Origin of the sequence: Actinokineospora iranica (assembly GCF_900101685.1) — a bacterium.
GTDB classification, from domain to species: domain Bacteria; phylum Actinomycetota; class Actinomycetes; order Mycobacteriales; family Pseudonocardiaceae; genus Actinokineospora; species Actinokineospora iranica.
The window spans coordinates 1-26,062 of record NZ_FMZZ01000003.1 but is presented as its reverse complement, the minus strand read 5'-3'; the positions used below and the strand labels follow the sequence as shown (position 1 = coordinate 26,062).

Annotated in this window: 29 protein-coding genes; 13 read left to right on the top strand and 16 right to left on the bottom strand. The window is 70.8% G+C overall.

What is annotated here, in order from left to right:
- Window positions 1-67: 67 nt before the first annotated feature.
- From BLS56_RS08000 to BLS56_RS31330, 3 genes are read right to left on the bottom strand one after another with little or no spacing between them, the layout of a single operon-like run.
- Window positions 68-1,621: an acetolactate synthase large subunit gene (locus tag BLS56_RS08000; protein ID WP_091449338.1), complete on the bottom strand. Its 1,554-nt coding sequence runs from the start codon at window positions 1,619-1,621 to the stop codon at window positions 68-70.
- A 30-nt stretch (window positions 1,622-1,651) separates the two neighbouring features.
- Window positions 1,652-3,025, bottom strand: coding sequence for an FAD-binding oxidoreductase (locus BLS56_RS07995; protein ID WP_091449337.1), 1,374 nt, complete (start codon window positions 3,023-3,025; stop codon window positions 1,652-1,654).
- Window positions 3,026-3,050: 25 nt separating this feature from the next.
- Complete coding sequence (locus BLS56_RS31330; protein ID WP_175482732.1) at window positions 3,051-3,410, bottom strand: hypothetical protein; 360 nt, start codon at window positions 3,408-3,410, stop codon at window positions 3,051-3,053.
- Between the two features lie 49 nt (window positions 3,411-3,459).
- Here BLS56_RS31330 and BLS56_RS07990 point away from each other — a divergent pair, with 49 nt between their 5' ends.
- Window positions 3,460-3,897, top strand: a complete 438-nt coding sequence (locus BLS56_RS07990) for a GNAT family N-acetyltransferase (RefSeq protein ID WP_091449336.1) — start codon at window positions 3,460-3,462, stop codon at window positions 3,895-3,897.
- A gap of 62 nt (window positions 3,898-3,959) precedes the next feature.
- Window positions 3,960-5,027 carry an FAD-dependent oxidoreductase gene (locus BLS56_RS07985; RefSeq protein ID WP_091449335.1) on the top strand — a complete coding sequence of 356 codons (1,068 nt, stop codon included), beginning with the start codon at window positions 3,960-3,962 and terminating at the stop codon, window positions 5,025-5,027.
- A gap of 37 nt (window positions 5,028-5,064) precedes the next feature.
- Here the strand turns inward: BLS56_RS07985 and BLS56_RS07980 are convergent, their stop codons facing one another.
- On the bottom strand, window positions 5,065-5,826 hold the full coding sequence (locus BLS56_RS07980) for an SGNH/GDSL hydrolase family protein (RefSeq protein ID WP_091449654.1): 762 nt from the start codon (window positions 5,824-5,826) through the stop codon (window positions 5,065-5,067).
- 113 nt (window positions 5,827-5,939) lie between these two features.
- On the opposite strand from BLS56_RS07980, the gene BLS56_RS07975 reads away from it, so the two are divergent.
- The 4 genes from BLS56_RS07975 to BLS56_RS07960 all read left to right on the top strand — a co-directional run bounded on the left by BLS56_RS07975 (window position 5,940) and on the right by BLS56_RS07960 (window position 9,403).
- Complete coding sequence (locus BLS56_RS07975; protein WP_091449334.1) at window positions 5,940-7,160, top strand: sensor histidine kinase; 1,221 nt, start codon at window positions 5,940-5,942, stop codon at window positions 7,158-7,160.
- On the top strand, window positions 7,157-7,807 hold the full coding sequence (locus tag BLS56_RS07970; RefSeq protein ID WP_091449333.1) for a response regulator: 651 nt from the start codon (window positions 7,157-7,159) through the stop codon (window positions 7,805-7,807). The genes BLS56_RS07975 and BLS56_RS07970 overlap by 4 nt, the downstream gene beginning before the upstream one ends.
- Window positions 7,808-7,851: 44 nt before the next feature.
- Window positions 7,852-8,898 carry a WD40/YVTN/BNR-like repeat-containing protein gene (locus BLS56_RS07965; protein ID WP_091449332.1) on the top strand — a complete coding sequence of 349 codons (1,047 nt, stop codon included), beginning with the start codon at window positions 7,852-7,854 and terminating at the stop codon, window positions 8,896-8,898.
- An 82-nt stretch (window positions 8,899-8,980) separates the two neighbouring features.
- Window positions 8,981-9,403, top strand: a complete 423-nt coding sequence (locus BLS56_RS07960) for an OsmC family protein (protein WP_091449331.1) — start codon at window positions 8,981-8,983, stop codon at window positions 9,401-9,403.
- Here the strand turns inward: BLS56_RS07960 and BLS56_RS07955 are convergent.
- Window positions 9,393-10,211, bottom strand: coding sequence for a 1-aminocyclopropane-1-carboxylate deaminase/D-cysteine desulfhydrase (locus BLS56_RS07955; RefSeq protein ID WP_228771473.1), 819 nt, complete (start codon window positions 10,209-10,211; stop codon window positions 9,393-9,395). The two genes, BLS56_RS07960 and BLS56_RS07955, sit on opposite strands and share 11 nt — an antisense overlap.
- A 25-nt stretch (window positions 10,212-10,236) precedes the next feature.
- Here BLS56_RS07955 and BLS56_RS07950 point away from each other — a divergent pair, with 25 nt between their 5' ends.
- Both BLS56_RS07950 and BLS56_RS07945 read left to right on the top strand, forming a co-directional pair.
- On the top strand, window positions 10,237-10,755 hold the full coding sequence (locus BLS56_RS07950) for an NUDIX domain-containing protein (protein WP_091449329.1): 519 nt from the start codon (window positions 10,237-10,239) through the stop codon (window positions 10,753-10,755).
- A gap of 185 nt (window positions 10,756-10,940) precedes the next feature.
- The gene (locus BLS56_RS07945; RefSeq protein ID WP_091449328.1) at window positions 10,941-11,933 is read left to right on the top strand and encodes a CobW family GTP-binding protein; all 993 of its coding nucleotides are present in this window, start codon (window positions 10,941-10,943) and stop codon (window positions 11,931-11,933) included.
- On the opposite strand, the gene BLS56_RS07940 is transcribed toward BLS56_RS07945, so the two are convergent.
- Window positions 11,930-12,499 carry a GNAT family N-acetyltransferase gene (locus tag BLS56_RS07940; RefSeq protein ID WP_091449327.1) on the bottom strand — a complete coding sequence of 190 codons (570 nt, stop codon included), beginning with the start codon at window positions 12,497-12,499 and terminating at the stop codon, window positions 11,930-11,932. The two genes, BLS56_RS07945 and BLS56_RS07940, sit on opposite strands and share 4 nt — an antisense overlap.
- 83 nt (window positions 12,500-12,582) lie before the next feature.
- Here BLS56_RS07940 and BLS56_RS07935 point away from each other — a divergent pair, with 83 nt between their 5' ends.
- Both BLS56_RS07935 and BLS56_RS07930 read left to right on the top strand, forming a co-directional pair.
- Window positions 12,583-13,866 (top strand): MFS transporter, encoded by a 1,284-nt coding sequence (locus tag BLS56_RS07935; protein ID WP_091449326.1) that lies wholly within the window; start codon window positions 12,583-12,585, stop codon window positions 13,864-13,866.
- A gap of 48 nt (window positions 13,867-13,914) precedes the next feature.
- Window positions 13,915-14,307: a DUF5313 family protein gene (locus BLS56_RS07930; protein ID WP_091449325.1), complete on the top strand. Its 393-nt coding sequence runs from the start codon at window positions 13,915-13,917 to the stop codon at window positions 14,305-14,307.
- Here BLS56_RS07930 and BLS56_RS07925 read toward each other — a convergent pair.
- From BLS56_RS07925 to BLS56_RS07885, 9 genes are all read right to left on the bottom strand, one after another.
- Window positions 14,277-15,362 carry an MSMEG_0565 family glycosyltransferase gene (locus tag BLS56_RS07925; RefSeq protein ID WP_091449324.1) on the bottom strand — a complete coding sequence of 362 codons (1,086 nt, stop codon included), beginning with the start codon at window positions 15,360-15,362 and terminating at the stop codon, window positions 14,277-14,279. The genes BLS56_RS07930 and BLS56_RS07925 overlap by 31 nt on opposite strands.
- Complete coding sequence (locus BLS56_RS07920) at window positions 15,359-16,177, bottom strand: carbon-nitrogen hydrolase family protein (RefSeq protein WP_091449323.1); 819 nt, start codon at window positions 16,175-16,177, stop codon at window positions 15,359-15,361. The genes BLS56_RS07925 and BLS56_RS07920 overlap by 4 nt, the downstream gene beginning before the upstream one ends.
- A 5-nt stretch (window positions 16,178-16,182) precedes the next feature.
- Window positions 16,183-17,031 carry a carbon-nitrogen hydrolase family protein gene (locus tag BLS56_RS07915; RefSeq protein ID WP_091449322.1) on the bottom strand — a complete coding sequence of 283 codons (849 nt, stop codon included), beginning with the start codon at window positions 17,029-17,031 and terminating at the stop codon, window positions 16,183-16,185.
- Window positions 17,028-18,410, bottom strand: coding sequence for an MSMEG_0567/sll0787 family protein (locus tag BLS56_RS07910; RefSeq protein WP_091449321.1), 1,383 nt, complete (start codon window positions 18,408-18,410; stop codon window positions 17,028-17,030). Before BLS56_RS07910 ends, BLS56_RS07915 begins: the two co-directional genes overlap by 4 nt.
- Window positions 18,407-19,477 (bottom strand): MSMEG_0568 family radical SAM protein, encoded by a 1,071-nt coding sequence (locus BLS56_RS07905; RefSeq protein ID WP_228771472.1) that lies wholly within the window; start codon window positions 19,475-19,477, stop codon window positions 18,407-18,409. The genes BLS56_RS07910 and BLS56_RS07905 overlap by 4 nt, the downstream gene beginning before the upstream one ends.
- Window positions 19,478-19,536: 59 nt before the next feature.
- Window positions 19,537-20,049, bottom strand: a complete 513-nt coding sequence (locus tag BLS56_RS07900; protein ID WP_091449320.1) for an MSMEG_0572/Sll0783 family nitrogen starvation response protein — start codon at window positions 20,047-20,049, stop codon at window positions 19,537-19,539.
- Window positions 20,050-20,065: 16 nt separating this feature from the next.
- Window positions 20,066-20,896 carry an amidohydrolase family protein gene (locus tag BLS56_RS07895; protein WP_228771471.1) on the bottom strand — a complete coding sequence of 277 codons (831 nt, stop codon included), beginning with the start codon at window positions 20,894-20,896 and terminating at the stop codon, window positions 20,066-20,068.
- A gap of 97 nt (window positions 20,897-20,993) precedes the next feature.
- Window positions 20,994-22,358: an MSMEG_0569 family flavin-dependent oxidoreductase gene (locus BLS56_RS07890; protein WP_091449319.1), complete on the bottom strand. Its 1,365-nt coding sequence runs from the start codon at window positions 22,356-22,358 to the stop codon at window positions 20,994-20,996.
- A 65-nt stretch (window positions 22,359-22,423) separates the two neighbouring features.
- Window positions 22,424-22,648 carry an MSMEG_0570 family nitrogen starvation response protein gene (locus BLS56_RS07885; RefSeq protein WP_228771470.1) on the bottom strand — a complete coding sequence of 75 codons (225 nt, stop codon included), beginning with the start codon at window positions 22,646-22,648 and terminating at the stop codon, window positions 22,424-22,426.
- 289 nt (window positions 22,649-22,937) lie between these two features.
- Here BLS56_RS07885 and BLS56_RS07880 point away from each other — a divergent pair, with 289 nt between their 5' ends.
- The 3 genes from BLS56_RS07880 to BLS56_RS07870 are packed head-to-tail and all read left to right on the top strand — an operon-like array spanning window position 22,938 to window position 25,715.
- Window positions 22,938-24,182 carry a CDP-glycerol glycerophosphotransferase family protein gene (locus tag BLS56_RS07880; RefSeq protein WP_139190561.1) on the top strand — a complete coding sequence of 415 codons (1,245 nt, stop codon included), beginning with the start codon at window positions 22,938-22,940 and terminating at the stop codon, window positions 24,180-24,182.
- Window positions 24,179-24,901 carry a phosphocholine cytidylyltransferase family protein gene (locus BLS56_RS07875; protein ID WP_228771469.1) on the top strand — a complete coding sequence of 241 codons (723 nt, stop codon included), beginning with the start codon at window positions 24,179-24,181 and terminating at the stop codon, window positions 24,899-24,901. Before BLS56_RS07880 ends, BLS56_RS07875 begins: the two co-directional genes overlap by 4 nt.
- Before the next feature lie 46 nt (window positions 24,902-24,947).
- On the top strand, window positions 24,948-25,715 hold the full coding sequence (locus BLS56_RS07870) for a glycerophosphodiester phosphodiesterase (protein WP_091449316.1): 768 nt from the start codon (window positions 24,948-24,950) through the stop codon (window positions 25,713-25,715).
- A 7-nt stretch (window positions 25,716-25,722) separates the two neighbouring features.
- Here the strand turns inward: BLS56_RS07870 and BLS56_RS07865 are convergent.
- Window positions 25,723-26,062 (bottom strand): transposase (locus BLS56_RS07865; protein ID WP_175482730.1); only part of this gene is annotated, 340 nt, incomplete at its 5' end.

The following is a 26,062-nucleotide window of genomic DNA, read 5'->3' as shown; positions in this document are numbered from 1 at the left end:
GAAGAGCGGCCAACTATCAGCCACAGACGTTCCGACGCCGACCCCCTCAGCGCCGGACTCACCCAGGTCAGATCAGGGACGGAACGATTGCGTCGATGAGGTGCGGACCGGGCTCGGCGAGGGCCTTGGCGAACTGCTCGGCCAGCTCTTCGGCCGTGGTGGCGCGGGTGGCGGGCACGCCCATGCCCTCGGCCACCTTCACGAAGTCCATGTCCGGCTTGGCCAGGTCCAGCAGCGAGTTCGCGGCCGGGCCCGCGCCCTCCGCGCCGACACGCATCAACTCCATGCGCAGGATCGCGTAGGCGCGGTTGTTGAGGATGACCGTGGTGACGTTGAGGTTCTCCCGGGCCATGGTCCACAGCGCGGAGATCGTGTACATGGCGCTGCCGTCGGACTGGAGGCAGACCACCGGGCGGTCCGGGCAGGCGACAGCCGCGCCGACCGCCACCGGGAGGCCCTGGCCGATGGCGCCGCCGGTCAGCGTGAGCAGGTCGTGGCGGGGCGCGCCGACGGTGGTCATGGGGATCATCAGGCCGGAGGTGTTGGCCTCGTCGGAGATGATCGCGTTCTCGGGGAGCAGCGCGCCGATGACCGGGGCCCAGTTCTGCGGGGTGAGTTCGCCGGTGGGCATCTCGGGGCGGACGGGGTCCTGCAAGACGGGGGCGGTGTCGGGGGCGACGGCCTCGGCCAAGTCCGCCAGGGCTTTCGCGGTGTCCTCGCCCAAGTCGGCCAGGACGTGGATCTCGCAGCCGTCGGGGGTCAGCTCGCTGGGCTTGCCGGGGTAGGCGAAGAACGACACGGGAGCCTTCGCGCCGACCAGGACCAGGTGTTTGACGTCGGTGAGCTGCCACTGCACCTGCTCGGCCAGGTAACCGAGACGGTCGAACGCCGGGAGGCCCGCGCCGCGCTCCAAACGGGCCGGGAAGGTCTCCACGAACACCTTGACGCCGGTCGCCGCCGCGATGCGGCTGGCCGCGAGCAGGCCCTGTTCGCGGGTCGCGCCCGCGCCCAGCAAGACCACAGTGGACTCACCGGACCGCGCGATGTCGGCGATGGCGCGCACCCGTTCGGCCTCCACCGGGACCGGGACCGGCGGGGCGACGGGCTCGGCGACCTCACCGCCGTCACCCCACGAAACATCCGCCGGGAGAACGAGATTGGCGATCCGGCCCGGGGCGGTCATCGCGGCGGCGACGGCGTCCGCCGCGTCCTGGCCCACGGACGCGGTGTCGGTCGACGTGCGGTTCCAGCCGTGCGTCCAGCCGTTGAGCGCGTCGATGTCGGACTCCAGCGGCGCGTCGAAACCCTTGTGGTAGACGGCGTGGTCGCCGATGACGTTGACGATCGGGGTGTGCGCGCGGCGCGCGTTGTGCAGGTTCGCCATGCCGTTGGCCATACCGGGGCCCAGGTGCAGCAGGGTCGCGGCGGGACGGTCGGCCATCCGCGCGTAGCCGTCGGCCGCGCCTGTCACGACGCCCTCGAACAGCGCCAGCACACCGCGCATCTCCGGCACCGCGTCCAGGGCGGCGACGAAGTGCATCTCCGAGGTGCCGGGGTTGGCGAAACACACCTCCACACCGGAGCCGACCAACGTGCGGATGAGTGACTGTGCGCCGTTCATACCCGTCCTTCTCTTGCCTGTGCAGGGAAATCAGTCGAACAGGACGCCGGGGTTGAGCACGCCCGCCGGGTCGAACGCCGACTTGATGCGGCGCATCAACTCGATCTTCGCCGGGTCTTCCAAGTCGAGGAAGTACTTCTTCTTCGCGTGCCCGATGCCGTGCTCGCCGGAGATCGCGCCGCCGAGGGCCATGCCCGCCTCGAACAGGCCGTGCAGCACGGTCGCCCGCTTCTCGGGGTCCTTTTGGAACACCGCCAGGTGCACGTTGCCGTCGCCCGCGTGCCCGCAGCCGACGACGAAAGTCTCGTTGGCCTGGGCGATGGCGGTGACCCTGGCCATGAACGCGGGCAGCGCGGCGCGCGGCAGCACAGTGTCGATCACGTCGTCGGCGCCCGCGCCCTTGGCCGTGTAGAACGCCTTCTCCCGCGCCTCGATCAGCTTGCGCGCCGAACCGCCGGGCAGCACATAGGCGTCGACCGCCCCGAGGCTCGCGAGCAGTTCGCCCGCTGCCTCCACGTCGGCGTCGAGCCGGTCGGTGTCGCGGTTCTCCAGCATCACCACGAGGTAAGCCTGCGCGGTGTCGCGCACCTGGTCGGGGATGCCCAACTGGAGATCGGCGGTGTAGGTGATCGCGCCCATGGTCATCGCGTCGATGTACTCCAGGATGAGCGGGCCGAGACCGGAGCCGACCACCTTCGGCACCGCCCGCACCACCGAGTCGAGGTCGGCGAACGGCGCGAGGATCGTCGCCTGATGCGCGGTGCGCGGCTGCAACTTCAGGATCGCCTCGGTGACCAGGGCGAGCGTGCCCTCGGAGCCGATGATGAGCTGCGTGAGGTCGTAGCCGGTGCTGGCCTTGACGAACTTGCCGCCGGTCCGCAACACCTCGCCGGTCGCCAGGACGGCTTCCAGGCCGAGGACGTGGTGGCGGGTGACGCCGTACTTGACCGCGCGCATCCCGCCCGCGTTGGTGGCGACGTTGCCGCCGAGACTCGCGCTCAGCTCGCCCGGATAGACCGGGTAGACCAGACCCGCCTCGGCGGTGCGCTCTTCCAACTCTTGCAGCGTCACACCGGACTGGACGACGGCAACGTGGTTCTCGGTGTCGATCTCCAGAACCCGGTTCATCCGCTCGAACGACACCAAGATGCCGTCCGCGCGGGGCACGGCCGCGCCGGAAAGCCCACTGCCGGAACCACGCGCGGTGACCGGCACACCCGCCGCGCTCGCCGCCTTCAGCACCTCGGCGACCTCAGCGGCCGAAGACGGCGTGACGACGAACGCGGGCAGCACCGGCTCCGCGCCCAACGACTCGTCGTGCGCGTAGTCCGCCGACACGTCCGCGCCCGCGCGCACGTGACCCGCGCCGACGATCTCCGCGAGCCTGGCCCCGAAGTCGGTCATGGGACTCCTTTCCCCGCCGCGGCCATCATCGGCCCCGGCGCGGCCCACGATAGTGGCCTGGCCCGGACTCCGTCTCCTGTCTCCGTCCGGACCACGGCCGCCTGCCGCTGACCGCAGGCGCCGCCGCGCCCTCGGGCACCGGGACCTCCGGGCCGAAGACGCCGCACTCGCGCCCCTGCTCGGCCATCGGCTCGACCCCGCGCAGCGGTTCTTCAGGATGCCCGCGCCGAAGCCGACCGCGGCGGACGACGCCGCCATGGTGGCCGCCGCCGAGCGCCCGCGCCGAGACCGGCGGCGACTGGGCCGCCCTGGCCGCCGAACTGGGCTGCAGCGACCAGGCGCACTCCACCGGCACCATCGGGACCTCACCCGCCCAGTACGCCACTGACGAAAAGGAGTTCCCCGTCTGACACAGGGCTGATTAGTTTGCCCCCATGAGCGAATACGACCTGGACGACGACTCCGGCCGCGTGGACTTCGACGCCGTCTGGGCGTTCCTGTCCACCGAGCCTTACTGGGGCACCTGGCGCACGCGCGAGCAGTTGGCCGCCCAGATCGCCTCCGCGTGGCGGGTCGTCGGCGCGTACCACCGGGAGACCGGCGCGCAGGTCGGCTTCGCCCGTGCCATCTCCGACGGGGTCGCGTTCGCTTACCTGAGCGACGTTTACGTGCTCCCGTCCGCGCGCGGGCACGGGCTCGGCAAGGCCCTGGTGCGCACCATGATCGACGAGGGTCCGGGGGCGGACTTCCGCTGGAACCTGCACACCCTCGACGCCCACGGCCTCTACCGCCCGTTCGGCTTCGCCGAGCCCGACGCGAAGCTCCTGGAACGGCCCTCGCGCATCCCCGGCAGCCAGTTGCCGCCGAGTTGACGATGTGACCGACCAGTCCGCCCGCCGGGGAAGACTGCGGCGCGGCGGGCGTTGTGCCTGTCATGGATGTCGTGGTGATCGGGGCCGGGCAGGCGGGGCTGTCGAGCGCGTACTTCCTGCGGCGGACCGGCCTGGACTTCGTGGTGCTCGACGCCAACCCGGGGCCGGGTGGGGCGTGGCGGCACCGGTGGCCGTCGCTGCGGCTGGGCACGGTGCACGGGATTCACCCGCTGCCGGAGTCCACCGTGCCCTCGGCCGACCCCGACCGGCCCGCGTCGGAGGTGGTGGCCGAGTACTTCGGCGGCTACGAGCGCGCGTTCGACCTGCCGGTGCGGCGGCCCGTGGCGGTGCGGGCTGTCCGCGAGAGCAGTGACCGGCTGCTGGTCGAGACCGACAGCGGCACCTGGTCCACCCGCGCGGTGATCAACGCGACCGGGACCTGGGACCGGCCGTTCTGGCCGCACTACCCCGGGCGGTTCGACGGCAGGCAGGTGCACACGGCGAACTACCGGGGGCCGGAAGAGTTCGCCGGGCAGCGGGTGGTGGTCGTCGGCGGCGGGGCGTCCGGCGTGCAGTCGCTGATCGAGATCGCCGAGGTGGCGGCGTCGACCACGTGGGTCACGCGGAGGCCGCCGGTCTGGCGGGAAGGCCCGTTCACCCCAGAGGTCGGGCGGGCAGCGGTGGCGCGGGTGGCTGACGCGGTGCGGGAAGGCCGCATACCGGCGAGCGTGGTCAGTGTTACCGGTCTCGGTCTTACACCGGAGGTCATAGAGGCACGCGGTAAAGGCATCCTGGACCGCCTGCCGATGTTCGACCGGCTGATTCCGACCGGAGTGGCCTGGAACGACGGCCGGACCATCGACGCCGACGCCATCCTCTGGGCGACCGGCTTCCGACACGCCCTCGACCACCTCGCCCCGCTGCGGCTACGTGGCCCCGGCGGCGGCATCGTGATGGACGGAACGCGGGTAGCGGCCGACCCGCGCATCCACCTGGTCGGCTACGGCCCCTCAGCCAGCACAATCGGCGCGACCCGAGCCGGACAGGCAGCGGCGGCAAGCCTCAAGCGGCTACTCAAATCAGGGGAACAGAACGAGATCGGGACACTTCGGCACGCGACCGTCGCCTAACGAGCGACCGGTAACCAAGCCCCAACGACCACTCAGGTCAGGCGAACGGAACCAAATCCGGGCGCTTCGGCGAGCGACCGTCGCCTGACGAGCGGCCGGTGAGCCTGCGGCCGATCCACGGACCGAGGTGGACCCTGGCCCACCGCACGTCCGCGCGGGCGCGGGCCCGCCAGGCCAGGACCGGGGCGGGCACGGGGGCGGCCCAGTCGAACGTCGCGGGCAGGCCCAGCGCCTGGGCGGTGGCCTCGGCGACCCGGCGGTGGCCCTCCGCGTTGAGGTGGATGCGGTCCTCGGCCCACAGCGCGGGCGAGTCGAACACGCGGGAAGAGAACAGGTCGACCACGATCGCGTCGTGCCGGGCGGCCAGGTCGTCCACCAGGTCCAGCAGGCGGGTGATGCGCGGCAGCAGGCGCGCGCTGCCGCGCATCCGGCGGGTCGGGTCGATCACGCGGAACAGGACAAGCCTGCCCGCGGCGGCGGCCAGAGTGTCGGCGGCGTGGGTGACGTTCCGGGTGATGGCGTCCATGTCGCAACCGGGGCGCAGGACGTCGTTCATGCCGCCCGCGAAGGTGACCAGGTCAGGGCGCATCGCGGCGGCCGGGTCGACCTGCTCGGCCACGATCTGGCGGACCAGTTTGCCGCGCACGGCCAGGTTCGCGTAGCGGAAACCGGGGGTGCGCTCGGCGAGGCGGGCGGCGACGAGATCGGCCCAGCCGCGAACGGCGCCGTCGGGCAGGTCGTCGGACATGCCCTCGGTGAACGAGTCGCCCAAGGCGACGAGGCTGGTGTAAGCGGTCATCTCGGCCGCCATGCTAGCCGGCAACTTTCGTCGCACCCGCCACCACCCGAAAGATGCCGATCCGCCCCGGTGGCCGCCGTCGATGGGTAGCGTGCGAAATTGTGAAGGAGCCCGTGAAAGAACCCGTGAAAGAGCCACTGTGGCGCACGCGGCGCGAGGCGTTCTTCTACCTGCTGCCGATCGCCGTCGTGTTCGGCGCTTACGTGCTGGCCATCGTCATCGACCAGACGCCCCCGACCAGGTTCGGCCTGGTCGACCTGGCCGCCTCGCTGTCGCTGACCGTGCTGATGGTGCTGCGCAAGCGCTACCCGGCGACCCTGATGGCCGCGGCGATCGCGATCAGCGCGGGCTACCTGCTGCTGATGGCCTACGGCACCGGCGAGTGGCACCCGGGGTTCAAGGACATCGAACCGTGGATGCCGCTGGCCGCGACCGTGCTGGCTTACAGCGTCATGGTCTACGCGGGTCCGATCGTCGGCCCGGTGCTGGTCGGTGTGCTGACGGTGATCGTCGCACGGCCGTGGCGCACGTCCACCGACCTGGTGCTGGGCGCCCTGCTGATGATCGTCATGCCCGCGCTGATCGGGCTCTACGTCCGCGCCCACCGGCGCCTGGTCCAAGCCCTCACCGACCGAGTGGAACGGGCCGAGCGCGAGCAGCACCTGCTGGCCGAGCAGGCGCGCGCCGACGAGCGCGTGCGGCTCGCCGAGGAGATGCACGACGTCGTCACGCACCGGGTGAGCCTGATGGTGCTGCACGCGGGCGCGCTGGGGGTGACCGCGCCGGACGAGCACACCCGCACCGCCGCAGAGGGGCTGCGCGCGGCGGGCTGCGAAGCCTTGAACGAGTTGCGTGAACTCGTCGGCGTCCTGCGCAACGACCCGGACGGGCCCGAGCCGCGCACGGCCGCCGCCGACCCGGCCGCCGTGCCCGACCTGAGCACGCTGGTCGCCGAGTCCGAGTCGGTCGGGGTGCCGGTGGAACTGGTGCAAGACGGCAACCCGGCGCTTACCTCGCCCGCGGTAGGCCGCACCGCGTATCGGGTAGTGCAAGAGTCGCTGACGAACATCCGCAAGCACGCGCCCGGCGCGCCGACGAAGGTCCACGTCCGCTACGGCGGCGACCGCGTCCGGCTCACGATCCGCAACGACCGGGCCACCGGGACAGTCGACAGCGGCCTGTCCAGCACCGGCTCCGGGGTGGGCCTGACCGGGCTGCGGCAGCGCGTCGAACTGGTCGGGGGCACGCTGTCGGCCGGTCCGCGCGCGGGCGGCGGATTCGAGGTGGACGCCGTGCTGCCCGCCTATGTCCCGACTCCCCAGAGTGTCCGGTGATCCGGGTCCTCGTGGTGGACGACGAGCCGATGGTGTGCGCGCACCTGCGCGCGATCCTCGGCTCCGCGCCCGACCTGGAGGTCGTGGACCAGGCCCACGACGGGGCGGCGGCGGTGGAGGCGGTCGTGCGCCACCAGCCGCACGTGGTGCTGATGGACCTGCGGATGCCCGGGGTCGACGGGCTGACCGCGATCGAGCGCATCGGCAAGCTGCCCGACCCGCCCGCCGTGGTCGCGCTGACCACCTTCGACGCCGACCAGTACGTCATCCGCGCGCTGCGCGCCGGAGCGGCGGGCTTCCTGGTCAAGACGACCCCGCCGGAAGACCTGATCGGCCTGGTCCGCGTGGCCGCAGACGGCCACACGGTGCTCTCCCCCGCCGCGACCCGCAGGCTGGTCGCCGCCCAAGCCGGTGAGCAGGCCGCCCGGGATCGGGCGCTGCACCGGGTGCGGGAGCTGACCGAGCGGGAAACCGAAGTGCTCAGCGGGCTCGGCGAGGGCCTGTCCAACGCCCAGATCGCGCAGCGGCTGTCGCTGAGCGAGGCGACCGTCAAGAGCTACGTCTCCCGGATGCTCGTGAAGCTGGACTGCGCTAACCGGACGCAGGCAGGGTTGCTCGCCTACCACGCCGGGTTAGTCACCCGCTGAATGGACCTGGTAGCGCACTGTGATTCCGGCTAGGTTCGCCCGGCATGAAGCGACCCCTCGTCCTCGCCCTCGCCATACTCGGTTTTCTCCCGGCACCCGCTAACGCGACACCGGTAGAGCTGACCTGGCACCTGTCCCCCACCGGTTCCGACGACCGGCTGCGTGGCCTGTCAGCGGTAAGCCACCGGGTCGCGTGGGCCAGCGGCAGCCGGGGGACGGTGCTGCGCACAGTGGACGGTGGAAAGTCCTGGCAGCGGTCCTCACCGCCAGAGACAGCGGCGTTGGAGTTACGCGACATCGAGGCGTTCGACGCGGACAGCGCTGTCGCGCTGAGCATCGGACCGGGTGAGCAGTCGCGGATCTTCCGCACCGATGACGGCGGCGCGACCTGGGTGGAGACCTTCCGCAACACCGAGGCAACCGCGTTCTACGACTGCCTCGCGTTCTTCGACCGCAAGCACGGCCTGGCCCTGAGCGACCCCGTCGACGGCCGGTTCCGCGTGCTGACCACCGACGACGGCGGCCGGTCGTGGTCGCCCGTGCCCGGTGACCGGATGCCCGCCGCGCTCGACGGCGAGTTCGCGTTCGCCGCGAGCGGCCAGTGCCTGACCGTCGCGGGCGGCCGGGACGCGTGGATCGCCACCGGCGGCGGCGCGCGGGCCCGCGTGCTGCACTCCGGCGACCGTGGACGGAGTTGGACCGTCGCCGACACCGTCCTGGCCAGCGGCCCGAGCGCGGGCGTGTTCGCCACCGCGTTCCGCGACCCCCGGCGCGGCATCGCCGTCGGCGGCGACTTCGCCGCGCCCGACAGCGGAACCGACGCCTTGGGCGTCACCACCGACGGCGGCCAGACCTGGCAGCGACCCGACAGCGCCCCACGCGGCTACCGCTCCGGCGTCGCCTGGCGCCCGCACACGCCCGCAGGCGCCGTCGCCGTCGGCCCGACCGGCAGCGACGCCACCCGCGACGGCGGCCGGACCTGGCACCCGTTCGACGCGGGCAGCTTCGACACGGTCGACTGCGCCCGCGACGGAGCGTGCTGGGCGGCGGGCGAGAAGGGCCGCGTCGCCACCCTGGGGCTCACCCGTTAGGCGTTTTCCCGCGTTTTGCGCAGTCTTGCGGAAAGATCGGCGACAGACTTCGTCCGACAGCCGTGTCTCTGGGAGGGTCCGAATGACCGTCGAAGTCTTGCGCACCGGTAAGCACTCGTTCGTGGCCTGCAACGACCGGGGCGCGGAGGTCCGACTCGGCCGGGTCGGGCAAGAGGGCTCGTTCACCCCTGTCGAACTGCTCTTGGCCGCCGCGGCCGGATGCGTCGCGGTCACCGCGGAGGAATTGGTGCTGCGCCGGATCGGGGAAAGCGCGCGCTTCCGAGTGGCGGGGACCGACGTGCGGCTGCCGGGGGAACACGAACTCGACGGGGTGCGGGTCGACCTCGACCTGGACCTGTCCGGCCTGGACGAGGCGGGCCGGGCGGAACTGCTGGCGGTGGTGAACCGGGCCGTGGACGCGCTGTGCACGGTGACGCGGACGCTGAAGAGGTCCACCGCCGTGCAGTTGGCGCCACCCAAGCTCCACGACTCGTCTAACCAGTGATCACGGCGACGACGGTGCTGCCCGCGGGGAAGTCGCTGTGGAAGATGCCGTAGAGCATCTTGGCGACGTAGATCCGTTCCACGGGCACGCCGTGGCGGGCGGTGAAGTCGTCGGCAAACGCGTGCAGTTCCGGTGGCGTCTTGGCGTAGCCGCCGAAGTGGAAGCGGGTGTCAAGAGACCAGCGGTCAGCCCTACCGGCGAGGTCTTGCACTTCCGCGCGCAAGAAGTCGCCTCTGAGCACCGAGAAGCCGAGAGCCCGCTGATGCGGACGCAGCGCGGTGGCCAGCCCGGCGAGCGTGGCCCCGGTGCCGCACGGACAGCAGATGACGTCGAAGTCCTCGGCTATCTCGGCCACGATCTCCCGGCAGCCGAGGACGGCGAGGTCATTGCTACCGCCTTCCGGTAAGAGGTAATGCTCGCCCCAGCGTTCGCGGAGAGCGGCAAGCACATCCGCGTCCCTCTTACGGCGGTAGGTCGCGCGGTCCAGGTAAGTCAGCGTCATGCCCCGGCTTACCGCGAAGGCAAGACTGTCGTTGAGCGGTAAGTGCTCCTCACCGCGGATGACCCCGACGGTGCGGAAGCCGTAGTGGTGCCCCGCCGCCGCCGTGGCCCGGATGTGGTTGGAGTACGCGCCGCCGAACGTCAGGACAGTGCCCGCCGCACGGGCAGGCGCGAGATTGTGGGCGAGCTTGCGCCACTTGTTCCCGGGGATCTCCGGGTGGATCAGGTCGTCGCGCTTGAGCAGCAACCGGAAAGCCAACCGCTTGTCGACCACCTCGACAAGCGGCGACGGCAGGCGCGGGCGCATGACCGCCGATGGTAGAGATCCCCGCATGACGAAGAACTCGCACTGCGGCTTCTGCGGCGCGGCCTACCCCGCGAACCTGCCCTGGCCCCGGCGGTGCGCGGCCTGCGGCCAGACGGCCTACCTGAACCCGCTGCCGGTCGCGGTGCTGCTGGCGCCGGTCGGCGAGGGCCTGCTGGTCGTGCGGCGCGCCATCGACCCTGGGCGGGGCGAGTTGGCGCTGCCCGGCGGGTTCATCGACCTGGGCGAGACCTGGCAGGAGGCTGCGGCCCGCGAACTGCGCGAAGAGGCGGGCGCCCTGGTCGACCCGGCCGAGGTGACGCTGTTCGACACCGCGAGCGCGGACGGCGTCCTGCTGGTGTTCGGCCTGGCCCCGCCCGTCGCCGATGCCGCGCTGCCGCCGTCCGCGCCGACCGCCGAGACCAGCGGCTGGGAAGTCGTCACCGGGCCGGTCGAGCTGGCGTTTCCCCTGCACACGGCCGCCGCTGAGCGGTTTTTCGCCACCACGGTGGACGGATCGAGGGAGCAGCGCCTCCACCGAAGGTAGGACCGGGACTTCATGCCCGAGCATGACGCTTCACGCGGACCGGAGCATTAACGTTGAGGTCGGCACCAAGGGGGGATCACGGGGGGAAGATCCACCAGAGGGGTCGCACTGGGGGAGATCCACTGGGGGGATCTGGGGGTGATAGCCCCCGCCGGGCACGGCCTGGCGGGGGCTACCCTCGTCCGGTGACGATCCCGGTCCTGGTGGTCGCCGGTTTCCTCGGCTCCGGCAAGACCACCCTGCTCAACCACCTGCTGCGCGCCACCACCGGCCTGCGGATCGGCGTCGTGGTCAACGACTTCGGTCGGGTCAACATCGACGCGATGACGGTCGCCGCGCAGGTCGACTCCATGGTCACCCTCGGCAACGGCTGCCTGTGCTGCGCCGTCGACGTCGCCGACCTCGACGCCATGCTGGACCGGCTGGCCAAGCCGGACGGCCCGGTCGACGTGATCGTGGTCGAGGCGAGCGGGCTGGCCGAGCCACCCGCGATGGTGCGGCTGGTGCTCGGCAGCGAGAACCCGCTCGTCACCTACGGCGGCCTGGTCGAGGTGGTCGACGCCGCCGAGTTCGACGCCACCCGGGAACGCCACCCGCAGATCGACAAGCACCTGCGCTACGCCGACCTGGTGCTGCTGAACAAGACCGACCGCGTCGACCCCGCCACCCGCGACCGCCTGCTCACCCTGGTCCGCGACCTGTCCGACGGCGTCCCGGTCGTCCCAACCGACCACGGCCGCGTCGACCCGGACCTGCTGTTCGACCCGGTGGACCGGCCGGACCCGGTGGCCAGGCAACTGTCGTTCGAGGACCTGATCGAGCCGGAGCCGCACATCCACGCGGGCTACGAGAGCGTCGAGTTCACCAGCGACCAGCCGATGAACCCGCACCGGTTCATGCGCTTCCTCACCGACCGCCCAACGGGCCTCTACCGCATGAAGGGCTACGCCCACTTCGGCGTCCCCGGCCACGACGACCCGTTCCACCTGCACACCGTCGGCGCCCACCTGAGCCTCACCCTCGCCCCCGACGCCCCCCGCCGCACCCAACTGGTGATGATCGGCGCGGCCTTGGACGCCACGGCCATCACCACCGCCCTCACCGCCGCCGTCGAACCGGACCCGGCCTCGGTGGACCCCCTGGACATGCTCTCGGTGACCCGCTACCTACCGCGCTAAGACAGCGCTACCCGGGCGTGCAGGTGCATGTCATGCCAGCCATCGGTATGCAGCGCCTGTTGCCGCTGGGTTCCCTCGTAGACGTAACCCGCCTTACCGGCGACCCGGCAAGATGCCGCGTTCCGCGTCGAGTGCGCCAAGGCCATCCGGTGGAAACCCACGTGGTCGAACATCCACGCGGTCAGGACGGTCAACACCCTCGGCGCGACCCCGAGCCCCCGGGCGGCGGGCACGACCCAGTAGGCGGCCTCACCGACGCCCTCGGCGAGGTTCAGCGTCCGGAACCCGACCCGGCCCACCAGTCGGTCATCGCGGGTGACGGCCCATCCTGCGGCGGTCTCGGCTGCCCACCTGCCGGGCCAGTCACGGACCCAGCGCAGCGCCTCATCCTCGGTCATGGACCGCAGGTGCCAGCGCTGGATATCCGGGTCCCGGTAAGCCGCCACGACCGCCGGGGCGTCCGAAGGCTCCCACGGGCGCACGACCAACTCATCCACCGACAGTGTGGGCTGGTCGTGTCGGCGCAGAGCACCCGCCGGGATGACCGGGGAAATCAGTTCAGGCATGTCTCCATGATGCGGACGGGTGCGCCAAGAAATCGCCCCGGTACGTAGGGTGTCGGTGAATCCCACACCGGCAAGGGGGCGGCATGGTCGAGACCGTCGCGGAAGTCCGACACCGGCTGCCCGCGCGCAAACTCTTCGCCGCGTCGGTCGGCAACGCCCTGGAATGGTTCGACTGGACCATCTACGCCACGTTCAGCATCTACTTCGCCACCGCGTTCTTCCCGGCGGGCAACGACACCCTGGCCCAGATCAACACCTTCGCCACCTACGCGCTGGCGTTCTTCTTCCGGCCGCTCGGCGGAATCCTCCTCGGCCGCTTCGCCGACGTGCGGGGGCGCCGACCGGCGATGCTGCTGACCATCGTGCTGATGGCGGCGGGCTCGGTCCTGATCGGGGTGCTGCCGACCTTCGAGCAGGTGGGCTGGCTGGCGCCGATCCTGCTGCTGCTCGCCCGGATCGGGCAGGGGCTGTCGCTGGGCGGCGAGGTGTCCAACGCGTCGGCTTACCTGGGGGAGATAGCGCCACCTGAACGGCGGGGACGGTACTCGTCGTTCTTCTACATCTCGACCGGCTCCGCGGTGCTGGTCGCGTTCGGGCTGGGGTTCGTGCTCGCCCGGGTACTGAGCGAGGCCGACATGGCGGCTTACGGGTGGCGCATCCCGTTCCTGCTGGGCGGGGCGCTGGGACTGGTCGGACTGTGGGTGCGGCGCGGTCTTACCGAAACCGAACTGTTCGAGGAACGCAAGGCCACCGCGCGCCGGGTCTCCCGCCCGCTGCTGACGACCCTGCGGAAACACCCGCGCGCGGTGGGGCAACTCGTCGGCTTCACCATGCTGTCGACGCTGTCTTACTACACGTTCTTCAGTGCTCTTACCCCGTTCGCGGTAAAGACCCGTGGGGCTGATGACGTGGACGTTTTCCTGGCTCTGTCCATCGCGACAGCGGTGTTCATCGCGTTGCAGTACCCGATGGGCGCGCTCGCCGACCGGTTCGGGCGCAAGCCGCAACTGCTGGTGTGGTCGGCGGCCACGGCGGTGCTGATCGTCCCACTGTCCACTTTGGTCCGGCCTGGGCTGGGCAATCTGGTCGTCGCGTTCACCGTGGGGTTGGCGCTGTACACGGCTATGACGGCTGTCGCGCCTGCGTTGATGAGCGAGCTGTTTCCCACTGAGCTGCGCGCTCTGGGGATCGGGGCTTGGTACAACCTGACGGTCGCGGTCTTCGGCGGCACCGCGCCGCTGGTGATCAGCGCCCTGGCTGGCGCGGGGGCGCAGACCGCGTTCTTCTACTACGTCGCAGGCGCTGCCGTGGTCTCCTTCCTGGTCATCCTGACCCTCCCGGAGACCCGGGGAACTGACCTGCCCTGAACCTCGGCGACGGCGAAGCGGCCACGGGGCGCGGGTAGGCTGCCGGACGTGGCGATTCGGCGGCCGGACCCGGTGCACTGGGTGTATTTCCAGTACGGCGGCCGGTTGCCGGACCGGTACCGGGAGTGGGTGCTGCACAACAGCACGTGCCGGACGTGGTTGGCGCGGGCGTTCGTGCGGGGGATGGTGCAGGTTCTGCCGATCCTCGCCCTGTTGTTCGTCGGCCTCGGCGTGTTCGGCGGGTCGTGGCCGTTGGCGGCGGGGTCGGTCCTGCTGGGGTTCTTGGTCAGTCTGCGGTTCACGCTCGCTTACGCTGTCGAAAGCGTGGACGCCCGCCTGGTTCAGCACGGTTACCCGCCCGAGTACGGGTCGGCGGTGCGCAAGCGGGAGGACGCGGCCGCCGCCGCGCGCTACCGGGACCGGTGGGCGAGGGAGCGATAAAGCTCCAGGTGTTGTGCTGCTGCGGCTGCCCAGGTGTAGCGAGCGGCTAGTGCCTTACCGGAATCTGGTGAGCCTGGGTTGTCCAATGCGTCCGCGATAGCCGCGCCTAGCTCGGCCGGGGTCGAGCCGAAGCGGGCTACGCCGCCGAAGACTTCCCGCAGTACCGGTAAGTCGCTTGCCACCAGGGGCACCCCGGCCGCCAGTGCTTCCATCGCCGCCAGGCCGAAGCCCTCTTTGGTCGACGGGAACGCGAACACGTCCGCCGCCGCGACCAGGGACGGTAGTGCGTCGTCGGCTACCGGGCCCAGCACCTCCGGGTGAACAGCCAGCTCTTCGGCTCTGCGTTCCCACTCTTGGCGGTAGTCGCGGTAGTCGAAGAGGGTTTCGCCGCCTGCGATGACCAGGCGCACGTCCGGTCGGTTGAGGGTGGCGAAGGCTTCCAGTAGGGCGATCGAACCCTTGCGGGGCTCGATACCGCCTACCGACAGCACATAGCGGCCGAACCTTGATCGCCACGCCTCTCGTGCGGCGAGACCGGAAGGCCCGGCCGCGTCCGCGAATCGGCTTGCCGCGACGCCGTTAGGGATAACCGTCGCCTCTATACCCCAACCGGTCCTCAACTCTTCGGCTACCGCTGCTGAGACGCAGACGTGGGCGAAGGGCTCGGTGATGGCGCGTTCGTGGCAGGCCGCCAGTTCGGGGGTGGTGAAGTGGTCGATGTGGTGCACGGTCCGCACGCAGCGGGTGACAGCGTTGGCGCTGATGCAGTCTTGGGCGTGCACGATGTCGTAGCCCGCCGGGTCGAAAGCCTGGCGCAGCACGGAGATCGACCGCAGGATGCGGGGGCCGACGCCCTCTTCCGGTATGTCGGGGAACGGCACGATCTCCAAACGGACACGCTTATCCACGGCGCGGTAGAAGCCGCTATCCCCGCCCCTGCCTAGTGTCCAGACGGTGATCTCTTGCCCGGTTTCCGCTAACGCCTCGGCGAGAGCGAGAGTGTGGACGACGCCGCCGCGTGGCTTCGATGAGTAAGTGAGCAGCGCGATCTTCACCCGTACGCCTCGGGTTTGCGCTCGGTCAGGTGGTTGAGGACCCGCCGGGCGATCGCGATCTCGGCCCGCACGTCGATCTGGGCGACCGCGATCCCCGCCTTCGACCAGGTGCGCGCCAGGATGTCGCCGCCCGGCCCGACGACCTTGGCTTGGCCGAGGAAGCGCATCCCGCCCAGCGCGCCGGTCTGGTTGGACGAGGCCAGCACGACCTGGTTCTCGGCGGCCCGTGCCTGGTCGTAGAGGTCGAACAGCCGGGACTGCCGGTCCTGGGCCATGCGGGGCGCGCGGTTGGTGATGCTCGTCGGCCACGCGGACAAGCTGGCGATCACCTCCGCGCCGTCCAGGGCCAGGGCGCGGGATGACTCGGGGAAGGTCTTGTCGTAGTCGATGAGCATCCCCAGCCGCCCGACCGGGGTGTCGAACGCGGCGAACCGCTCCCCCGGCGAGTACGCGATCGACTCGCCCACCGGCTGGTGCACCTTGCGGTGCAGGCCGAGCACGCCGTCCCCGGTGACGCACAGCGCGCTGTTGTAGCGCTGGTCGCCGTCGGCCTCGCAGAACCCGAAGCACACCACCATCTCGGCGGCGAGCGCGGCGACCTTGCGCACATGCGGGTCGTCCACCGGCAGCGCGGGCGGCAGCGACTCGGGGTCGGGGTGGCGCAGGTCGGCGAGGTAGCCGCCGAGCGCCGCGTCCGGCAGCACCAGCAGCGCCACCCCTGACCGGCGGGCGTGGTCGATGAGCGTGGCGACCCGTTGCAGGCCGAACTCGAGGTCACGTCCGAAGTGCGCGGCGACCGCGCCGATGCGGATCATGCGGGTTAACCTGCCACCACGGCGGAATCGCCGAGCACCGGGTAGGCGTGCGGCTGCCGATCACGCAGGTGGCCCATCGAGCGCCGCGCGGTCTCCAGTGCCGCGCGGACATCCAACTCGGCCACCGCCATGCCCTCCGCCACTCCCGTGTCGGCCAAGACGTCGCCACCCGGGTCGACCACCTTGGCGCTGGCCACGAACCGCATCGACCCGAACGTGCCCGACTGGTTCGCCGAGAGCCACACAATCTGGTTCTCCAGCGCCCGCGCCCGGTCGAACAGGTCGAACCGGCGCTTCCATCGGTCCTTGGCCAGGTCCGGCTCCGGGTTGGTCGCGCTGCCCGGCCACGCCGAGACGCACACGACGATCTCCGCGCCGTCCAGCGCCAGCGCCCGCGCCGACTCGGGAAACGCCTTGTCGTAGCAGATCATCATGCCCAGCCTGCCGACCGGCGTGTCGAACGCGGCGAAGCCGTCGCCCGCGCCGTAGGTGGCGTCCTCGTTAAGCGGCCGGTGCACCTTGCGGTGGTTGCCCAGCACACCGTCGCCAGTCACACACACGACACTGTTGTACCGGTCGCCGCCGCCGTCCTCGCAATACCCCACCGCGACCACCATGTCCCCGGCTATCGCGGACAGCCGCCGGATTTCCGGCCCGTCCACCCGCAGCGGCGGCGGCGCGCCCGCGGTTCCGTCAAGAGACAGCAGGTAGCCCCCCAACGCCGCCTCGGGCAAAGCAAGCAGCCGAACCCCGTCCGCGCGGGCCGCCCGGACCCAGTGCTCGACGCGGTCGAAGTCCGCCGCCAGGTCCCGGTCGAAGCTCGCCGCGACAGCGGCCATCCGCAGCACGGTCATGCTTTCCCCATTCCGGTCACCGGGCCCGCGATGGCCTCGGTGATCTCCCCGTCCGGCCAGCGCAGGCCCACGCCGCTGCCCTCGGTCAACTCGCCGCACTCCGCGCTTACCGCAGGCCCGGGAAGCGCCGGGGCGCCCGGGTGGTCCGCGGTGAGCATGGCGAAGCCGGGAAAGCAGGTCAGCCAGTCGCCCATGGCCGCGCCAGCGGGCCGGGGGACGGCGGCGACGTCGAGCACCGCCGCGCATCCACTGGCCTCGGCCAGCATCCCGAGGGTGCCGACGACGCCCGCCATGGACACGTCCTTGGCCGCGGCCGGTCTGGCCGCGGCGACCGCCCCGAGCAGCGCGCGCAGTTCCGGGCCGGTGCGCGAAGTGGTGGAATCCCATTGCCTGCCCGCGTATCCGGGCCGCCACCGGCCTACCGTGTCGGCGGTAAGCCGGACGCGGTGACCGGGACGCCCACCGCCGCCGGGGATCGGATAAGAGGTGCGACCCAACGCGGTTACCGACAACGCGGCAGGCACCCCGAACTGGGTGTGCCCACCGAGTACCGGAACCCCGTACGCCGCGGCCGCCTTGCGCAGTCCACTGAGGACACGGTGGGCGAACGACGCGTCCCGGGCGCCGACCGCGTCGAGCAGCCCCACCGGCTCGGCGCCCATGGCGGCGAGGTCGTTGAGGTTGACCAGCACCGCGCACCACCCGGCCCACTCGGGATCGCGCTCGACCATGGCGGGCACGATCGCGTCGCACGCGGCCACGAGGTCGCTGCCGGGGACCGGCGCGCCGTCGTCGCCGACGAACCCCGCCCCGCCCGGGGCGAGCCCGGCGAGCAGCGCCCCGAGCCTGCGCTTGGTCGCGTCGGCCAGCGCGGCGACCCGCCCGATCGGCCGGCGCATGAGCACGTGGTCGGTCCCGGCGACCGTCGTCGGCCGCACCGACCGCCAGCCGAGCCGGTGGAACAGCCGCTCGTTTACCGCCTGCACGGTAGCGTCGAACCGCAGCGCGCCCGCCCCCTCGGCGTGCGCGCAGGCAGCGTTGACCAGAGCGCTCCCAACACCCACCGCGCCTTGGCCGGGCCGGACGACCAACCGGCCGCCGACCCACCAGCCCACATCCTCGGCCGGGGTCGCGGGCCCGAGCCGGACACCGCCGACCACCTCGCCCGCCTGGTTTCTGGCCACCAGCACGACAGTGCGCGAGTCCTCGTCGCGCCAGTCGAGGTCATGGCCCGCGAAGAGGCCCTGCCGCTCAACGAAAACCGCCTTGCGCAGCACGTGGTACTCGCGCAGGCCCGCGTCGTCGGCCGGTTCGACATGGTGGAAGACCTCCGGCGCCGCCGACCGACCGCCGAGCAGCACCTCCCCGAGCGCGGTCATCCGCCCGCCGCCTGGAGCACACCGCACGCCCCGCAGGCGGCGCAGCCCGCGCCCTGGTCGGCGCCGGTCATCCCGGCCGCGCGCAGCAGCGCCGCGACCCGCTCGGTGACATCGCGCACCAGCGCGGGCGCGGGCGCGGCAGCCCCGTCGCGCCGGGCGAGAGTGCCCAGCATCGGCCGGAACGGCACCACGAACGGGTAGACCCCGCGCTCGATGAGCCTGCCCGCGCCCGCGATGAGCGCGTCCGGGTCGTCGCCGAGCCCGATGAGCAGGTAAGTCGAGACCTTGTTGCGGCCGAAGACCCGCACCGCCTCGTCCCACGCGGCCTCGTACTCGGCCATCGGGACCAGGCCCTTGCCCGGCATCCACCGCGCGCGGACCTCGTCGTCCAGGGACTCGACGTGGATGCCGATGGCGGTCGCGCCCGCCGCGCGCAGTTCCGCGATCACCGACAGGTCGGCGGGCGGCTCGATCTGCACCTGGATCGGCAGCCCCGGCACGGCGTCGAGGACGGCCCGCACGCAGCGGACCAGCGGGCGGGCGCCGCGGTCGGGACCGGCGGTGGTGCCGGTGGTCATGACCATCTGCCGGATTCCGTCGAGCCGGACAGCGGCCTCGGCGACCTCGGCCAACTGCGCGGGCGTCTTCGCCGCCACGGTCGCGCCACTGGCCAACGACTCCTCTATGGCGCAGAACCGGCAACGCTGGTCTTCGGCGTACCGGACGCAGGTCTGCACCACCGTTGTTGCCAAGACGTCTCGACCGTGCAAGAGCGCGATCTTGTCGTAAGAGATGCCGTCAGCGGTCGTCAAGTCGTAGAACTTCGGCCTGCGCACCGGCTCGACGCTCAAGCCGAGATCGACACCGCCCTCGAACACCCGGCCGTCGCGCACGAGGTACGGGCTGTCCGGGTTCAGCGGCAAGGTGGCGTTCGCGCCGTCCAGCACGACGTGGCCGTCGTCGCTGGGGCCCGCGCCTTTGCTGCGGCGGACCGGCGCGTCCATCCGCACCCCGAGCAGGGCGAGGTCGACGCGGGTGGTCAGGGATCGGGACAGAGATCGGGACACTGCGGCACTCCCTTCCCCGCGGTGGACACGGAAAAGCCCGTGCCCACCGCGGCCAGCGGCTACCACATGTAGGTGGAATTGATGATCGCGCCCTTGCGGGCGTAGTGGATGAGCGCGTCCTGGACGTCGAGAGGATGGGTCGGGATGACCCCCTCGATCAGGTCTTCCTCGCGCAAACCGTGCAGGGACAGGCCGAAGCGGCAGCAGTAGACCTTGCCGCCCTCCTTGATGAACGTCTTGAGCGAGTCGTTGATGTTGTGCTCGCCGGGGAACGCGGAGTTGCCCGTGGTGGGGAAGCCGCGGGTGGCCATGGCGTTCATCGCGCCGGGGCCGTAGAAGTAGATGGCCGTCTCGAAGCCCTTCCGCAGCGCCCGGGTGGCCTGCAGGATCGCCACGAAACTCACCGACGACTCGTGCGCGATGCCGTGCACGAGCGTGAAATACGACTGGCCTTCCTCGGCCTGGTAGTCGGGGAAGACCTTGGTCCCGCCGTACAGGTTCGAGCCGTCCGGCAGCGACGGGTGCGGGATCTCGTTGAGGCTCTGCTCTTCGAGTTCGGTCAGCTCACCCATGAAACTCTCCTCGTGACTAGTCGTAGAGCCTGGCGAAGTTGCCGCGGAAAACCGCTTCCGCGAGCTCGCCGTCACCGGTGACGGCGAGCAGTTTGTGGTATTCGCTCGCGAAGTCGCCCCAAGGCTGGTCGCTGGCGAACAGGATTCGGTCGTGCCCTATTCCGCGCCGGTCGATCTCGTGCGCCAGCCAGCGCGGAGCGAAACCGATCGACCAGGACAGGTCGGTGTAGACCCGCTTGCCCTCGGCGATCCAGTCGAAAAACCGCGAGCCCGCGAGCTTGATGTGGCCGCTCATTCCCCCGCCGAAGTGCACGAGGTGAATGTCGACGGCGTCGCCGTAGTCCGCGACGAGGCCGCCGACCTCATCAATATCGGACGCGGCGCCCGGCGAGGTGTGCACGTGCACGACCAGTCGATTTTCCGCCGCCACCGCGAAGATCCGGTCCAACTGCGGGCGGCAGTCCGGGTCGCCGACCCGGCCGCCGAGCAGGAAACTCGTCTTGAGCGCGCGCACCCCGGGCTCACCGGCCAGCGCCAGCGCCCGCGCGTTGCGCTCGGCGTCGGCCGCCTTGGGCGAGACCCACAGCGCGGCCCGCACCCGGTCGTCGCGGCTCGCGGCCTCCACGACCAATTCGTTGAACCCGAAGGCGATGTCCGGATCGGGAACGCCGTAGTTCGGAATCACCAGAGCGCGTTGCACGCGTTCGGCGTCGAGATCGGCGAGCAATTGCTCCACGGTGCCCCGCGCGCCCAGATCCGGGTTGACCGCGGGGCCGCCATAGAATGGATAAGCGGGCAGCACGCCGAGGTGCCGGTGCGCGTCGGAAACCCAGCCTGCCATGGTCATGATCTCACCTCCCGGCGATGTCGAGACGATTCCCCGCGAAACAACTCGCGGTTTCGTTTGTTTCCGCCCAATGACACAAAAAACGTGAAACCGCCATTCAGGCGACCGTGCGCGGCGCGGTCCACTCGGCCGCGCTCGGCGACGTGCTGTGCGGGGTCCCCGCGATCCAGGGCACCTCGACCGGCCGCGCGGGCCCGGCGGCGATCCGCGCGGCGAGGTGCTCAGCGTCGGCGGCCACGCCGCAGAACCGGCCCGACCCCCAGGTCCACTGCCAGGGCAGGCCGAGGAAGTACAAGCCGGGGAACGTGGTCACGCCCCGGTGGTGCGCCGGGTAGCCGCGGCCGTCGAACACCGGCACGTCGATCCACCGGTTGTCCCGGCCGAAACCGGTGCACCACACCACCGACGCGATGCCCTCGGCGGCCAGGTCCACCGACGTCGGCCCGTCGTCCGGCGCCCAGACCGGGACGGAGCGCGGCTCCTCCGGCGCCACGAGGTGCCGCCCGGCGATGAAGGCGTCGATCGAGTCCTTGATGGACTCCGACACCGCGTCCGCGTTGTCCAGGTTGCGGCGCAGGTCGTCGGCGAACTCGACCACGCCCGCGCCGACGGCCGAGAGCCTGCCGTGCAACCGCATCCCCTGCCGGGCGAACGCGCGCAGGTCTATGTCACGCCCGCCGCCGCGGCCGGTGACGTAGTGGTTGGCGCGCATCCGCACCGCGTCCGCGTCGTCGAACTCGTCGATTGACTTGCGGTAATACCCCATGTCCGCCAACCAGTCCACCACGTCGCGGCCCCGGTACCGCCGCGCCACGCGCGGCGCGCTACCGGTCGCCAGGTGAACCCGCCGCCCGGCGAGATGCAGGTCTTCGGCGATCTGGCAGCCGGACTGGCCGGTCCCGACGACGAGGACCGCGCCGGGCGGCAGGCTTTCCGGATTCCGGTAGTCCGCCGAGTGGATCTGGGTGACGCTGTCGGGCAACCGTTCAGCGATCCGAGGGATCAACGGCACCTGGTAAGGCCCGGTCGCCACCACTACCTGATCGGCGGTAAGCGTGCCGCGGGTAGTGGTAAGAGCGAACCGCCCGTCGCCGTCGACCCGCAACCGGGTCACCGCGACCTCCTCCAGCAGTGGCGGGCCGAACGAGGCGGCGTAGCGGCTCAGGTAGTCGACAATCTCGTCCCGCGTCATGAAACCGGACGGTTCCGTTCCCGGGTAAGGGAATCCGGGCAACTCGCACTGCCAGTTCGGGGTGACCAGGCAGAAGGAATCCCACCGCCTGTCCCGCCACTCGTTGGCGATCCGGCCGCGCTCCAGGACAAGGTGGTCCACCCCGCGCCCGGTCAGGCAGTGGCTCATCGCGAGCCCGGCCTGCCCGCCGCCGATCACCACGGCCGACCGGTGCGTGCCGGTCAGATCACCGGCCAGACTCCCCTGGGCCACCGCCACAAGCCTGCTCATCGCTGGAACCCCTCGACAAGGACGAGGCCGGAAAGCCCCGTCGCCCTGGCTCTGATCTCCTCGATCTACGCGAGCGCGCTGCCGCACTCGAAGCCGTGCTTCTCCCGCACCCGCCCGGAGCCGACGGCCAGCGCGGCGCAACCGCGCTCGACGAACTCCCCGACCGGGTACCGGGTCCCCGGCTCCAGGTACTCCGCCACGACCGACGACGGCGAGTAGCACTGCTGCGACGACCCGTCGGGCCACCGTACGGCGAAGTACATCTCCGGCATAGGGACGAGTACAGTCACCGCGGATGATCGTCGCGTTTCCGCCGGAACACTTGCGGATTACCGAATCCGGCTCATGTGTCGGCCGGGTGACCGAGCCCCGGCGACCACGTCGACCGCGCCGTCGGGCAACCGACGCGTAAACACTTGGTATCTCTGCGGCATCCGGTGCTTGGCGAAAACGTGTCGAGCAGCGAAGATAGAGTGCGCACGGCGCCGCGCGGTCACCCGCCGACTCGCCGTTCTCATCAGCCAGTCGTTCACCGCGTGGTCCGTCGCCGACCTCGATCAGTTCATAGGGAGCCGCCGCGTGGGCTTTTTCGGCCGCCGCAAGAAAACCAAGGACACACACCGGCTTCTGGACACCCCGCTGGCCCCCGACCCAGCGGGCTACACCCCCGGCGAGCCGGTGCCGGGCGAGATCGCCGTCTACTTCGCCGACGATCCCCGCAAGCTCTACCAGCTCAAACAGTGGCTGCCGGTCTTCGAACTCCTGGACGAGCGCCATCCGGTCGTGATCATCACCCGGAACCTCGCCTCGGCCGCGGAGCTGTCGCTGGCCACGAGCCTGCCGTGCGTGTTCGCCCCGACCTTTCCCGATCTGGTCGAGCTGTACGCGAGCAGCGACTTCAAGGCCGTGGTCTACGTCAACAACTCCGTGCACAACTTCCACTCGCTCATGCAGCGCCGCGTGATCCACCTGCACGTCAACCACGGCGAGAGCGACAAGATCTGCATGGTCAGCAACCAGGTGAAGGCCTACGACCAGGTCTTCGTCGCGGGCACGGCCGCCATCCACAGGCACCGGGCCGCCCTGATCGGCTTCGACGAGTCGGCCCTGGTCCCCGTCGGCAGGCCGCAGCTTGACCTGCGGCCGGAGCCGGTGCTGCCGCCCAGCGAGCGCCGCACGATCCTCTACGCCCCCACCTGGGAAGGCGAGGACGCGTCGAACAACTACACCTCGGTCGACGTGTTCGGCCCGGAGATCGCCGCGGCCGCGCTCGCCGTGCCGAACGCGCGGGTGGTCTACAAACCGCACCCCCGGGTGTCGCTGAGTCCGCTGCCGGGCATGAAAGCCGCGCACACCGAGATCGTGCGGCTGCTGGAGTCCGCCGCCCGCCACGACCCGGACGCGGGCCACCAGGTCCTCACCACCGGCGACATCTTGGCCGTGTTCCCGCGCTGCGACCTGATCGTCACCGACGTCTCGTCAGTCGGGCTCGACTTCCTCTACCTGCGGGTGGACAAGCCGATGTTCATCGCCGACCGCTACGACGACCGCGACCGGCTGCACGCCAACGCACCCATCAGCCGGTGCGCCGACATCGTGGACTCCACGACCATCGCCGCGCTCACCGCCACGCTGACCGAGCGGCTGGAAAACGACCACCACCGCGACGAACGCGCCACCACCCGCGAGCACTACTTCGGCGACCTCGGACCCGGCGAGAGCACGACCCGCTTCCTCGCCGCGGTCGACGACGCGATCGCCCTGCGCGACCGCCGACTCGCCGAGAAAGCACAGTCCGACACCACCACCGGGAGGCTCGCGTGACCGGCCAACTCCAAGTCGTCATCCTGGCCGCGGGCATGGGCACCCGGTTGGGGATGCCCCGCCCGAAGCCGCTCACCCCGCTTGTCGACGGGCGCTCGATCCTGGCCCAGCAACTCGACAACCTGATGTCGGTTTTCGGCGACCGGCTGCGGGTGACCATCGTCGTCGGCTTCCAGGCCGAGCAGATCATGGCCGCCGCACCGGACGCCCGGTTCGTCTACAACGAGCGCTACGAGCACACCAACACCGCGAAGAGCCTGCTCAAAGCCCTGCGGCAAGCGGAATCCGGCGGCGTGCTGTGGCTCAACGGCGACGTCGTGTTCGACCCGCGCCTGCTGCACGAGATCGCCCCGGACATCGCGGCGGACCGCAGCTTCGTGTGCGTGAACACCGCGGCGGTCGGCGAGGAAGAGGTGAAGTACACCGCTTCCATCGACGGACATATCCGGGAGCTGTCAAAATCAGTGTCAGACGGTCTCGGCGAGGCCGTCGGCATCAACTACATCGCGTCTCCTGACCTGGCGACGCTGGTCGAGCATCTCGAGCGCTGCTCCGACACCGACTACTTCGAGCGCGGCATCGAGTCCGCGATCGGAGCGGCTGGGCTTCGGGTGTTGGCGTCGGACATCTCCGAGTTCTTCGTGGTGGAGGTGGACTTCGCAGGCGACCTCGAGCGTGCGAACGTGGAGGTGGGCAAGACCGTCACCCCGGCCGCGTAGCGCCTCGTCAGCCGAGGCCCCGCGCAGGCGGGGGTTTCGGCGTGTTATGGGCGGCAACAGAGTGTTCGGACCCAGGCCGGTACTCCTGGGGCATCGCGGCTGCGGCCGCGGCACGGTCGGCGGCTATGTGGAGAACTCGCTGGAGTCCTTCCTCGCCGCCGTCGACCTGGGCATCGACTGGGTAGAGGTCGACGTCCGGCGAACCCGCGACGACCACTTGGTGGTGGCGCACAACCCGACCGACGACGACGGCGTGTTCTACGCCGACGTCACCGGCACCGAGGCGACCGACAAGGGCGCGCTGCGGCTCGACACCCTCTTGGCGGCCCTGCCGCCGGGCGTCGGCGTCGACTTCGACGTCAAGACGTCGATGGAGGACGCGACCCGCTCCCGCGCCCGGTCCACGATGGGGCAGTTGGCCCAAGTGGCCAAACGGGAAGCGGGCAAGCGGGAGGTGCTGATCAGCTCGTTCGACCCGGGCGCGCTGGACATCGCCCGCGAGCTGGCCCCCGGGGTCCCCCGGGGGCTGCTCACCTGGCTGGACTTCCCCATCGGCCAAGCCGTCGCCGCGGCGGGGCACCTGGACGTCCAAGTGCTCGCGCCGCACTGGGGCTCGCTGCGGCCCAACGAGATCGAGCACCGGCCGCTGGAGTACGTCGTGGAAACGGTGCACAACAGCGGCCGGGAGTTCCTGGCGTGGTGCCCGAGCGTGGCCTTCGCCCAGCAGCTGCTCGACGCCGGGGCCGACGCGCTCTGCGTCAACAACGTGCCCAAGGTGCTCGCCGCCCTGCACGCGGAGCCAGCCCGCATCTAGTGGCTTGTCACGCAACTTTGGTTGGGTAATGGGTCCAGGTTCGGATGGGTGAGTCGGTAGCGAATGCGGTCTTGGGTTGGGTGCGGGCGTTGCGCCAGCGGATGTAGCCCTCGATCGCGGCGTTCTGTTCGCCGTGAGTGCGGTGGTCGGTGCCGTTGAGGGCGAAGTAGCGCAGGGCGGCGAACTCGGCTTCGATCCAGTTCAACCAGGACCCGTAGGTGGGCAGGAACACCAACTCGACGTCGTTGGTAGCGCACCAGGCGCGGACTTTGGGGTGGCGGTGCGGGGAGAAGTTGTCGCAGATGATGTAGAGCTTCTCGCCGGGCCAGCGGGTGCGGAGGGTCTTG

Bases quoted from the DNA above. Each gene is read 5' to 3' on its own strand.
- BLS56_RS08000 (WP_091449338.1), bottom strand. From the start codon at position 1,621: ATGAACGGCGCACAGTCACTCATCCGCACGTTGGTCGGCTCCGGTGTG.
- BLS56_RS07870 (WP_091449316.1), top strand. From the start codon at position 24,948: ATGGGCGGCAACAGAGTGTTCGGACCCAGGCCGGTACTCCTGGGGCAT.
- BLS56_RS07935 (WP_091449326.1), top strand. From the start codon at position 12,583: ATGGTCGAGACCGTCGCGGAAGTCCGACACCGGCTGCCCGCGCGCAAA.
- BLS56_RS07900 (WP_091449320.1), bottom strand. From the start codon at position 20,049: ATGGGTGAGCTGACCGAACTCGAAGAGCAGAGCCTCAACGAGATCCCG.
- BLS56_RS07955 (WP_228771473.1), bottom strand. From the start codon at position 10,211: ATGCGCCCGCGCCTGCCGTCGCCGCTTGTCGAGGTGGTCGACAAGCGG.
- BLS56_RS07950 (WP_091449329.1), top strand. From the start codon at position 10,237: ATGACGAAGAACTCGCACTGCGGCTTCTGCGGCGCGGCCTACCCCGCG.
- BLS56_RS07920 (WP_091449323.1), bottom strand. From the start codon at position 16,177: ATGATCCGCATCGGCGCGGTCGCCGCGCACTTCGGACGTGACCTCGAG.
- BLS56_RS07995 (WP_091449337.1), bottom strand. From the start codon at position 3,025: ATGACCGACTTCGGGGCCAGGCTCGCGGAGATCGTCGGCGCGGGTCAC.
- BLS56_RS07890 (WP_091449319.1), bottom strand. From the start codon at position 22,358: ATGAGCAGGCTTGTGGCGGTGGCCCAGGGGAGTCTGGCCGGTGATCTG.
- BLS56_RS07940 (WP_091449327.1), bottom strand. From the start codon at position 12,499: ATGCCTGAACTGATTTCCCCGGTCATCCCGGCGGGTGCTCTGCGCCGA.
- BLS56_RS07960 (WP_091449331.1), top strand. From the start codon at position 8,981: ATGACCGTCGAAGTCTTGCGCACCGGTAAGCACTCGTTCGTGGCCTGC.
- BLS56_RS07910 (WP_091449321.1), bottom strand. From the start codon at position 18,410: ATGACCGCGCTCGGGGAGGTGCTGCTCGGCGGTCGGTCGGCGGCGCCG.
- BLS56_RS07895 (WP_228771471.1), bottom strand. From the start codon at position 20,896: ATGACCATGGCAGGCTGGGTTTCCGACGCGCACCGGCACCTCGGCGTG.
- BLS56_RS07965 (WP_091449332.1), top strand. From the start codon at position 7,852: ATGAAGCGACCCCTCGTCCTCGCCCTCGCCATACTCGGTTTTCTCCCG.
- BLS56_RS07980 (WP_091449654.1), bottom strand. From the start codon at position 5,826: ATGACCGCTTACACCAGCCTCGTCGCCTTGGGCGACTCGTTCACCGAG.
- BLS56_RS07990 (WP_091449336.1), top strand. From the start codon at position 3,460: ATGAGCGAATACGACCTGGACGACGACTCCGGCCGCGTGGACTTCGAC.
- BLS56_RS07915 (WP_091449322.1), bottom strand. From the start codon at position 17,031: ATGACCGTGCTGCGGATGGCCGCTGTCGCGGCGAGCTTCGACCGGGAC.
- BLS56_RS07985 (WP_091449335.1), top strand. From the start codon at position 3,960: ATGGATGTCGTGGTGATCGGGGCCGGGCAGGCGGGGCTGTCGAGCGCG.